Source organism: Paenibacillus sp. MY03 (assembly GCF_002165585.1).
GTDB lineage: Bacteria > Bacillota > Bacilli > Paenibacillales > Paenibacillaceae > Pristimantibacillus > Pristimantibacillus agaridevorans.
Map to the genome: position 1 here is coordinate 579,112 of NZ_MXQD01000004.1, position 11,575 is coordinate 590,686.

The following is an 11,575-nucleotide window of genomic DNA, read 5'->3' on the forward strand; positions in this document are numbered from 1 at the left end:
AAAGAAAAGAAGCTCTGCGTCGGATGTACGGTACAACCGACGCGATGAGCTTCATCCCTCTACCGCTGAATCCGCTTACTTGTTAATTACCGCATCGATCGAAGCCTGTGCTTGCTGCTTTACTTTCTCTACCGCTGTTGATACAGATGTGCGATTTTTAATAATATCGTCTACCAATCCCCAGAATGGGAAGTCCGGATAGGCGCCATAGTTCTGGACCACGAACTTTCCGCTGACAAGCTTTGCCGTTTCAATATCTTCCTCATGCTTGAACCATTTCTCGAATGTCGTTTGATTGGGATAATCCTCCACTGGCTCTATATCTTGCAACTCATTCCATATATGAAAAGCTTCCTTCGGATACTTACTTCCTTTCGGAAGGAACCACCCGACCAATCCGCTATTCGGCGCAACATAATCGTCCATCTGCGGCCCAATCGGAAGCGGGACGTAACCCCAGTCAATATCGTTCATCGTCTTGTTGTATTCTCCTGCTTCCCATGAATAACCGGGAACCATAGCCACATTGCCTTCCGGGAACATCCTTCTCTGTTCTCCCCAATCAGCGGGATCATTAAAACGAACTACCTTATCTTCATGGTATAACTTGTTTAAGAAACCAAGCGTTTCTATCATTGCCGGATCGGACAAGGCTTCCCGACCATTCTCTTCATCGACGATCAATGCCCCGTTAGTACTTGCCAGCATCCCTGCGAAACCTTCATGATAAGCCGTTAAACCCCATGTATCATTTTGGCCGTCGCCATCTGTATCTTGCGTCGCTTGCTTGGCAATGTCGTTCATTTTTTCCCAGGTCCACTCCTTGGCCGCCACCATTTCGTGAAGGTCTAGAAGCCCAAGCTTCTTAAACAATGTGCGATTATAATAGATACCGGACCCATCTACATAGTCAGATCCAAACATGTATTTTTTTCCATTATAGCTCATTTTTTTATAGAGTTCACCGAGCGATTTTGATTCATTAACATCTGATTCTTCCAACTCCAAAATTTGACCATTTTGAACCATGCTCGGAAATACCCATTTATATTCCAAGCGAATGATGTCGGCGAAGGGCTCACCGGACAAAATAGAAGTTGTAATTTTATCTTTAAGCTCATTGTAAGGAATATCGACATATTCGATTTTAACATTGTATTTCTGCTCGACTTCCTTCTGCTTTGCGATAAGAAGTTCTCCCATCACGGAATCGGCTTTTGGAGAAAGATCCCCCCATGCTGCAAAACGCAAAGTTTCTCCATTCATATTGATGGTCGGCTGTTCTTCCGGTTCTGGGCTTGGACTGTTGCTCTCCGTTTCCGGTTGACTTGTAGCAGTCGGTGGTTTGTTGTTAGAACCGCCTGTACAAGCTGCAAGCGAAATGAGCATTGCAGCGATTAATCCAATAATTGATATCGTTTTCATTTTTCTCATGTCAATCCCCCATTTACAATAATTAATCAGCTACATTTGGGCTAATAACACGCTGTTTGCTACCTGAAATTCTTTTTATCCCTTGCTCCTTACCTCCTTAGAACTAATTAATGCGCTTATGTAATTGAATTATAAACTCGTTCCACTTTGGCAACCAGAGTAAAATCGAATAAATCATAGGTAATATTGTAACAACTTTAGTCGATCCGGAATGGAAAAATGGCGACGTTGGAGAGGTTCTCCTTACGTCGCCTTTGTCGAATAATAATTAATTGCTACCCGAAACCTGAATCTCGCCTATGGGGTACCACTTGTCGTCTGTCCCCCCCGCAATGCCCATTTGGTAATCCGGCTTTGCATTGGATTTGTTCAAGAACATACCTACAGCGAGCTTATACTTGCCGCCGTCCACTTCGTTAAAACGGAAAGAAGAGTCCGTTCGCGTAGTGAAGTCGGGGGCAAAGCTTCGGGGGACGATATCTTCCAGCCACTGCGTTTGAATGACTTGGCTGCTGTCATTTAACAAGGCGACGGCCACATGCGCCGGTTTATAGAGATACGTATAACCGCTGTTCGTCCAGTTCAGAACAAGCTGATAATCATTTCCAGGAGCTACGGTAGCCGGATACTGAGCGGTATCGATCGTGAAGTGATAGCCCAGCTTGTTCGCATAATCGCGTATCAGATTAAATTCTGATTCAATATAATCATCCGCACCGCCCCTGCTGAGTTCGACAAAGCTGGCCTTCCCAATCTTGTAGCTATCTGCAATTTTCTGAGCATCCCACTGACCACTTTCTATAAGCTCGCGATAAGTCGCCGTCAATTCAATAATTCCGGGACCGACTCCATGCACATAAGCGATATGGCTACCATCGTTCCAAACCGGGATTCCGTCTCTCCTCGCGCTGACTCCATGTAATGCGGCCCAATCGTAGACATCCTGAAATTCAGGCACTCCCCACACATTAACAAGTTGGCTATCCGGAAATGCGTTCATGTAGGGCTCAAAATAATTATCCATCATTTCTTTAACCGTAGGATAGCTATGTTTGTTCCCTTCAATATCGATTTCTAGACTATAGATGTGTCCTTCTCCCCACGTGCCGAAGCTGCCAATATCAATAAACTCAATATCTGGATGCCCGTTGTATTTCTCTCCCAACTCTTCTACGAATTGCTCCATTTTTTCGAAGAAGATCGGATTATCCGTCCATTCCGGAACATGTTGATCATGACCAAACGAATCGACAATATAAGACTTTGCCCCTGCATCATACACCCACTTAGGGACATTGTATCCATCCGCCTTCCCCCATTCCGTATCTGAATTCATAATGCGAAAAGCAAACTTCAACCCCATGCTCTTGGCCAAGGCGATATCTCGTTCGATGATTTGAAAAGAAGTGTCGTGTTCCGTTGGTTGAATATCCGCCCACTGGTATCTTGCATAATACAAATTGGCATATTTTTGATTTTCTTCAGAGATCTCTCCAGGAGCATACAATACATAACCTTTGCCCGGATTTCGATAGATAGGATTATTATCCTTCTTTAACGAAACAGAAGTATTGCCCTGAGCAACCAACTGTACATCGTCTATGTTAGCCCAACTGCCGGCATTGCCATCTGCAATAAAGCCGATCTCTAACTGATTGTTCTGAACTTGCAGATTGTCGATCGTGATTTGCTGCCATTCCGAACTCGCATCGGTGTGCGAATGAATCTTCTCACTTCCGCCGTAATTTGCGGCTTTCATTTTCAAGGATTGATAATCGCCGCTGCTTTTAACCCATGCTTTTAGGCTGTACGTACCATTCTGTATACCGTTGACTACTTGATGGACATACACTTTGTAAGGCGAATCGGACAACAGTTTTAAGTGACCGGCTCCTCCCCGCGATTGTAAGCTTTCCTCCAGCGATGCAGCCGATTCCGTTCCGTTCGTGCTGTTGACTTGCCAGCCATTCACCTCTGCCCCTGATCCGCCTTCAAATCCAGAATTGATGATGTCGCCATTCATTTTAACCAACTCCACCTTATCTACATTTAGTTGTTTGCCTCCAAGACTCTTTGAGCGAATGCCGATATGCAGAAATCCTTTTGTGACAGCAATGGGTGGAGTAGCCACTTTCACCCATTCACTGTTAGTTTGGGTTATAATCGCTTTTACTTCATCACCACTATGATTGATAGCAAATAAATCACTCGTAAATTGACCCCCATCCGTTTTGACCCAGGCCGACAATAAATACATACCACTATCTAGGTCAGGAATTAATTGATCGGTGGTTGTATGATAGTTAGAAACCGAATAATGTGTTAACTGCCTAGCCCCCTCAAATGCGCTACTTGAGGATTCGATTAATGAGCTGTCATTCGAATGTGTCCAACCTCCATCTTCTTGCGACAATGTCGAATATTCGAATCCTGCTTCATCTTTGGTATTCATCCATCCGATTTCGTCCTCAAACCCAGGATTTGTTATCCGTCCATTAGCGGTATTCTCCAATTGAGAAACGTGTACGGATTCAACAACATTTGAGTTGGAGCTATACTCAGTTTCATGAAGTTTTGACGATATTGAATCAACGTCCGTATCTCTCCTGCAAGCTGTAAGACATAAAATTAATACCAAGGATAACCCTATTTTTAATACCGTTTTTAATTTGATCATTCACTCCCCCTTAGCTATAATTGCCCTGATTCTTTTTCATGAAATTTTCACTCTTACATATCTCATCATATTTCCAGACAACCTTGACAACAAGAGTAAAATCGAATAACTTAAGGGTAATATTGTAATCGCTTTCTAACTTTGTATTTTTAGGGGGGGGATATGCCAATGTACAATTCAGATTTTATCTCCGAGTGTTTTCATTCCATTGAAACTAGCGGGACACCGCTGCCTCGCCTGTACGGAGTGGGCACGGAAAGAAGGGTTGTTCCCCATTCGTACGAATGGGACTGTTTGAATCGCCCGGATCCCCACTTTATCTTTCAGTACTCCGTTTCAGGCGAAGGAGAAATTTATATCGACGGAGTAAGACATCGTCTTCTCCCGGGAGACGCCTTTCTTATTGAAGTACCTGGACCTTATTATTACCGTTTGCCCAATCACAGCCCCCACTGGGAATTTAAATATGTGAGTCTGACCACGGAATTTTCGTTTTTATGGAAGAAAGTCATTTTGCTGGCCGGCCGGATCATCAGACTTGACGAGTCTTCGGATATACTGCATTATTGGAATGTACTTTTTGAACTTCTAACGACGGATCCCGACCAGGACAAGTACCTCTGCTCCGAATATGGGTACAACTTCTTGATCCGACTGCTCCGCTGGGCGGAACAGAATAGTATGAATACATCCACATTGCCTGCATTCCCTCCTTCTGTCTTGCAATGCCTTGAACTCATAAAAACCTCGCATCATCTAAATATCGGGATCGAAGACTTGGCCCGCTCTGCACAAGTATCGCGCGGTCACTTGACCCGCCTTTTCAGGGAGTATCTAAACACAACACCTCAGCACTATTTGATCGAAGCACGACTGAAATCAGCCGCCCGTATGCTTTCATCCAGCACCTTATCCGTCGAACAAATCGCTCAGCGATGTGGTTTTTCCAATGGCAATTATTTTGCTAAGGTATTTCGGAAATGGAATGGAATCAATCCGAGCGAATTTCGTGAAAACCAAATGACTTTCACTCCGATTAAACAAATCCAATGAAAATTTAAGAGGAGTGCGATAAGCACTCCTCTTAACCCTTTCATTAGATAACAGCTTATTCGTTTAAGTGGTCAATAAGCCATCCCCGATTAAGCAACCTTGCGATCAGAGCCACAATTTCAGCGCGGGAAATATCGGTTTGTGGATGGAGCTTCCCCCCATCGCTGCCTTTCACGACTCCAGCCTCGATCAGTTGAGCAATGTCTGCTCTCGCCCAACTCGATACGGTTTTGGCGTCTGAGTACGCCGACAATAACTCGTCAATCTGCGACTCGAGTAGTGAAACTGGCGGCTTAACCAAATTCAATGCGCGAGCAATGATCACGAATGCTTGTTCCCTCGTTATTTCCCGGGTACCGTGGAAGTTGTTATCGCTAAAGCCGCGTACGATCTCGTATTGTTTAGCTAATGCTACAGCATTTCGATACCAAGCATTGGACGGAACGTCCGGGAAAGCGCTATTCGGCGTATCCAGTTGCATAAGTCCAAGACCAGATACCACAATCTCGGCAAACTCCGAGCGTGTAACGCTGCGATCCGGCGAGAACTTATTGTTACCGGTCCCCGCAAGGTTTAGTCTTGCCGCGATATTTCGCACATCCGCTCTGCTCCAGTGATTCTCCATATCGTCGAATTCCTTCGGATTCCAGATGACCGCATACGAACCTCTGCTGTGTCGATCGTTAATCAACGCATAATACCGGTTGCCGATCTTTGTGACGATCGTTGGCACATGGAATACGCTACCATCCGGATTCACGATCACTCCTGTTGTTATGTTACTTGGATCGATGCCTTCAGGTAGAGCGATGAATTTTCTTGCATATCCGTTCAGCGAATCCGCTCTTGCTCGCTGGCCTTCCCTTGAGAAGATCAAGTCGAACTCGATAGGAGGTACGATCAATTCGTATCCTTCTTGCTTTGCTTTGTTACCGGCTTTTTTTGCGAGCGCTTCCGAAGAGCGTTTGATCTCGATTTGCACCTCAATATCGCTTAATGAAGAATTACTCAGTTGATTAGCAATATCATTCAATTCTATCCGGTCGCCGGGAATCGGATAGATGGCCAGCGGGCTGCTGATTTCCAGACTGGCACCCTGCCCCGTCAACTTGCCAATTGAGTCTGCTGTCAAACCGTTGACCTTCAGATCACTGTCTTTGGACGAGTGAATGCGCAGCACCTGATCGTTGCCCTCAGCCAATGCCCCGTCCAACTTGCTCAAATCCACTTGAACCGTCACAACGTTACGGCCTTCTGCAGTGGACATTGTACCTGTTGCAAACGACTTGTTCTTCCCGTTTACAGTCGACTCGATCAAGGTATCATTCGGTATAATCGCCGGGTTTGAAGGGTTTGTTGGTTCCGATCCAGTATTACTTCCCGAAACCTGAATCTCGCCCATAGGGTACCACTTGTCGTCTGTCCCCCCGGCAATGCCCATTCCATAATCCGGCTTCACATTGGATTTGTTCAAGAACATACCTACAGCGAGTTTATACTTACCGCTGTCCACTCCATTAAACCGGAATGAAGAGTCCGTTCGTGTTGTGTAGTCAGGCGCGAAGCTTTGAGGGGCAATATCCTCCAGCCATTGCGTTTGAACAACCTGATTGCTGTCGTTTAATAAAGCGACGGCTACATGCGCCGGTTTATAGAGATACGTGTAACCGCTGTTCGTCCAGTTCAGAACAAGCTGATAATCATTTCCAGGGTCTACGGTAGCCGGATACTGTGCGGTATCTATCGTGAAGTGATATCCCAGCTTGTTTGCATTATCGCGTATCAGATCAATTTCGGATACAATAAAGTTATCCGCCTCGCCCCTGCTAATTTCTGCAAAACTGGTCTTGCCAATCTTGTAGTTTCCTGCAATTTCCTGAGGATCCCACCGTCCCATTTCAATCAACGTGCTGTAATTGGTCGTCATTTCAATAATTCCCGGACCTACTCCATGCACATAAGTAATATGGCTTCCATCGTTCTGAATTGGAATTCCGTCTCTGCGTGCGCTGACTCCATGCAATGCGGCCCAATTGTAGACGTCCTGAAATTCAGGCACTCCCCACACAGTAACTAATTGGGTATCCGGAAATGCGTTCATGTAGGGTTTAAAGTAATTATCCATCATTTCATTAACTGAAGGATAGCTATGTTTGTTCCCTTCATGGTCGATTTCCAGATTATAGATGTGCCCTTCCCCCCATGTGCCAAAGTTACCAATATCAATAAACTCAACATCCGGATGTCCGTTATATTTTTCACCCAACTCTTCTAAGAACTGTGCCATTTTATCGAAGAAGATCGGATTATCCGTCCATTCCGGAACATGTTGCTCTACGCCATTCAAATTTACAGTATAAGACTTTGCCCCTGCATCATACACCCACTTGGGGACATTGTATCCATCCGATCTCCCCCATTCCGTATCCGCATTCATAATACGGAATGCATACTTCAATCCCATGCTCTTGGCCAAGGCGATATCTTGCTCGATTTTTTGAAAGGAAGTATCGTGTTCCGTTGGCTGAACATCCCCCCATTGGTACCTAGCATAATACAAATTGGCATACTTTTGATTGGCTTGGGATATACTCCCTGGTCCATATCCATACAATACATAACCTTTACCGGGGTTTCGATAAATCGGTTCATTATCTTTCTCCAAAGAAACTAATGTATTGCCCTGAGCAACCAACTGTACATCGTCTATATTGGCCCAACTACCGGCGTTGCCATCTGCAATAAAGCCGATCTCTACCTGATTGTTCAGAACTTGCAGATTATCGATCGTGATTTGCTGCCACTGAGAATTCGCATCGGTGTGCGAATGAATTAAGTCACTTCCTCCGTAATTTGCGGCTTTCATTTGAAAAGATTGGAAATCGCCGCTGCTTTTAACCCATGCTTTCAGGCTGTACGTCCCATTCTGTATACCGTTGACAACTTGATGGACATAAACTTGGTAAGGCGAATTAGAAGACAGTTTTAAGTGACCAGCTCCTCCGCGCGATTGCATGCTTTTTTCCATCGCTGCAGCCGATTCCGTTGCGTTTGTGCTGTTGACTTGCCAGCCAATCACCTCTGCCCGCGTTCCACCCTCAAATCCAGGATTTATGACGGCTCCATTCATTTTAACCAGTTCCGCTTTATTCACAATCATCTGTTCGCCGTCTAGACTTTTGGAGTTCATGCCGAGATGTAAAATCCCATTTGTGACCGCAATAGGTGGAGTAACAACCTGCACCCAGGAACTGTTAGTTTCGGGTACATTCACTTTCACTTTATCCCCAATATCATTGAAAGCATATAATTCACTGATAAGTGGAACGCCATCCGTTTTGACCTCGGCCGATAAGGAATACACTCCATTATCCAAGTCAGAAATCAATAGTCTTGCTTCCAGTTCCACGTCATCTATTCCGACCCAGTAATCGTCCGAACTATTGGTTTGAAAACCCACTGTTAGCTGGCCATTAGTCACATGAATGTTTGGTATCGAGATCTTGGTCCAAGTAAAGTTCGAGGCGGGAACTGAAATACTTAGAGCATCGCCTCCAAAACCGCTCGCGTACATTACAGTAGAACTTTCAGTACCCGTTATTGTCCACGCTGACAAGGTATAGTAACCATTTTCCAAACTCGTAATCGTTTGCTCGGTAGTAACTTCATCCATTGGACCTGTGTAGTGCGCAAGCCGACGGCTTCCGCCGTGAGTCCAAGGCGAAGTTTCAAAATATGCGCTATTTTTAGAGTTGATCCATCCGTTATCGTCCTCAAAACCGGGATTTGTTATAAATTCATTCGCGGTATTCATCAGTTGTGAAACGTTTACGTCAACAACATCTGTGTTAGGGCTGTACTCAGTTTCATTCAGCATTGACCATGTTGCATCAACATTTTGATTTCCCATGCAAGCCGAGAAGAATAAAACCATTGCCAATAATAACCCCACCTTTGGCACCGCTTTCACTTTAATCATTTACATCCCCCTTATTCATAATTCAATTCCTGCGCATTAAATTTATCACCCTGGTACCTTGACAACAAGAGTAAAAGTGAATTATTACATGGGTAAAATTGTAGCCTTTAAATCAACGTTTATGATGAATCTAATTCAATGTTAAACACGCCTTCGACATGTCGAAGGCGTGTTTGTATACGGCACCCGGACTTCCCGATGGCCAATGCTAGAGCTTATCGTTGTCTTGCAACTTCTTAAGTTTCAGCGTATGGGAAGGCGGATGTCCGACGATTTTCTTAAATATATGATTGAAATAAGTCTGATCGCAATATCCTAGAGCCTCGGATATTTCTCCGACGGTCATGTTGGTCGTCATGAGCAGATCGCGGGCAGCGGCTATACGCACTTCGTGCATATAAGTAATTGGCGACCGATTCATGACCTGCTTGAATACAGTGGACACATAAGTAGGCGAGCGGTCCACATATTGCGCCAGATCGCTAATCTGCAATTGTTCGCGGTAATGCCGAATGATATACTCCTGAATTTGGAGGACAAGGCTTCTTCGCGAGGATGCACGGCTTCCTGCGAACAAATCGCGCTGAATTATGCCCATTACCTCCATCAATATGCCGCGTGTAATGAGATCATAGCCGGTCATTTTACCAACCCAGCATTCATGCAGCATGGACAACCTTTGCTTGATATAGTCATAAGCATTAGGCCGGAATTGCTTGTACGGCTCGTCTGCGAACGGGGCAAGGTCCTCTTGTGACGCATCGCTGAAGTAGACTGCGTACATCTCATGAAGATCCTCGGCAACAACCTCGGAAGAACGCAACGTACCTTGCGGCATGAATATTCCTTCGCCTTTGCCGATCCGCAGCGTCTTCCCTGCAATCTCGTAGATCACCGTCCCCCGCGTAACCAGAAATAATATATGCTGATTCGTATAAGATAACGGCACATTCCACCCCCCCTGAACGGCCTGGTGTAACAAGACAAACTCGATGCGCATCACCTAACCTCCATTGTCATATTGTGTAAATCTAAGAATCATTCAAAAGAATATAGTATTACCAATCGTACTACGAATCATTTTCTCTTACAATGATAAATGCCGTACTAAAATCGCTTGCAGGATTGCAATACTAGCTGTGCATAATACAACTTTGCTCTGATCGGGATCATCTTGTCTTTTTGATCAAACCTGACAAACTGACAATTCATAGTTGACATGATCACATTGTTCGCCAGTCTCTTCTCTCCGTATAATGTATTAGAACTGCGGAGGGGTCAGTTCCCCGTAATTCAATCAATATGAATGATGGAGGTTTTACCTAATATGACAACAATGCCACAAGACAACAACATGACGGATCTACTCATTATCGGTGGCGGCCCCACAGGAATGTTCGCCGCTTTCTACGGCGGAATCCGGCAGGCCTCCGTGAAACTGATCGAAAGCATGCCACAGCTTGGTGGTCAACTGGCTGCACTGTATCCGGAGAAATATATATACGATGTAGCCGGATTTCCCAAGATAACAGCACAGGAACTGGTAGAAAACCTTGCCCGGCAAATGGATCTGTTTAACACAGACATTCGTTTGAAAGAAAAAGTGACATCCGTAGAGAAGATCGACGAGCGTCACTTTGTTGTCACAACGGATAAAGGTGCGCATAGCGCAAAGTCTGTTATCATTACCGCTGGCGTAGGCGCCTTCGAGCCTCGCCGGCTGGAGGTGGATCATGCAGATAAGTTCGAGCGCAGCAATCTACATTATTTCGTCAGCGATCTTATCCGCTTCCAAGGCAAAAGAGTGCTGATCAGCGGCGGCGGCGATTCGGCGTTGGACTGGGCTCTAATGCTGGAGCCTATTGCCGAACAGGTCAGCATCGTTCATCGCCGAGACAAATTCCGCGCACATGAGCATAGCGTCGAGAAGCTCCTTGATTCCAGGGTCAATCTCATTACGCCAACCGAAATAACCGGGCTTCACGGAGATGATCGCATCACGAAAGTAAGCCTGTCCCATATCAAAACAAATGAAACCCAAGAACTCGAAGTTGATGAGGTTATCGTAAACTACGGATTTATCTCCTCGCTTGGTCCGATCTCTCAGTGGGGCTTAGCGATTGAGAATAATTCCATCATGGTGGACTCTCGTATGGAGACCAGCATTCCGGGCATTTTTGCAGCGGGGGATATTACCACGTATCCGGGCAAAGTTAAGCTGATTGCCGTCGGATTCGGCGAAGCGCCAACAGCCGTAAACAACGCCAAGGTGTACTTCGATCCTGATGCGCGTCTATCTCCCGGTCACAGCAGCAACATGAAGCTTTAAGAGGTTGTTACTTTAAAGAATTCAAAGAATCACTCAATAAATCACATGATTACCAATCGTTTTCTTGGCCCTCCCAGATTACAATAAGAGCTGTAAGGTTAAT

General features: G+C 45.2%; 6 protein-coding genes. 2 read left to right on the forward strand and 4 right to left on the reverse strand.

Going from position 1 to position 11,575, the window contains the following annotated elements; translation table 11 throughout:
* Window positions 1-75 precede the first annotated feature (75 nt).
* Window positions 76-1,434, reverse strand: coding sequence for an ABC transporter substrate-binding protein (locus B1748_RS04970; RefSeq protein ID WP_087566740.1), 1,359 nt, complete (start codon window positions 1,432-1,434; stop codon window positions 76-78).
* 268 nt (window positions 1,435-1,702) lie between these two features.
* The gene (locus B1748_RS04975; protein ID WP_087566741.1) at window positions 1,703-4,111 is read right to left on the reverse strand and encodes a DUF4832 domain-containing protein; all 2,409 of its coding nucleotides are present in this window, start codon (window positions 4,109-4,111) and stop codon (window positions 1,703-1,705) included.
* Between the two features lie 162 nt (window positions 4,112-4,273).
* On the opposite strand from B1748_RS04975, the gene B1748_RS04980 reads away from it, so the two are divergent.
* Window positions 4,274-5,164, forward strand: a complete 891-nt coding sequence (locus tag B1748_RS04980; protein WP_087566742.1) for a helix-turn-helix transcriptional regulator — start codon at window positions 4,274-4,276, stop codon at window positions 5,162-5,164.
* 55 nt (window positions 5,165-5,219) lie between these two features.
* Here the strand turns inward: B1748_RS04980 and B1748_RS04985 are convergent, their stop codons facing one another.
* A complete protein-coding gene (locus tag B1748_RS04985; protein ID WP_087566743.1) occupies window positions 5,220-9,143 on the reverse strand; it encodes an S-layer homology domain-containing protein in 3,924 nt (1,307 codons plus the stop codon).
* Window positions 9,144-9,351: 208 nt separating this feature from the next.
* Entirely contained in the window at window positions 9,352-10,143 is a 792-nt protein-coding gene (locus B1748_RS04990) for an AraC family transcriptional regulator (RefSeq protein WP_087566744.1), read from the reverse strand.
* 327 nt (window positions 10,144-10,470) lie between these two features.
* Between B1748_RS04990 and B1748_RS04995 the strand changes: the two genes are divergently transcribed.
* Window positions 10,471-11,472, forward strand: a complete 1,002-nt coding sequence (locus B1748_RS04995) for an NAD(P)/FAD-dependent oxidoreductase (protein ID WP_087566745.1) — start codon at window positions 10,471-10,473, stop codon at window positions 11,470-11,472.
* Window positions 11,473-11,575 lie beyond the last annotated feature (103 nt).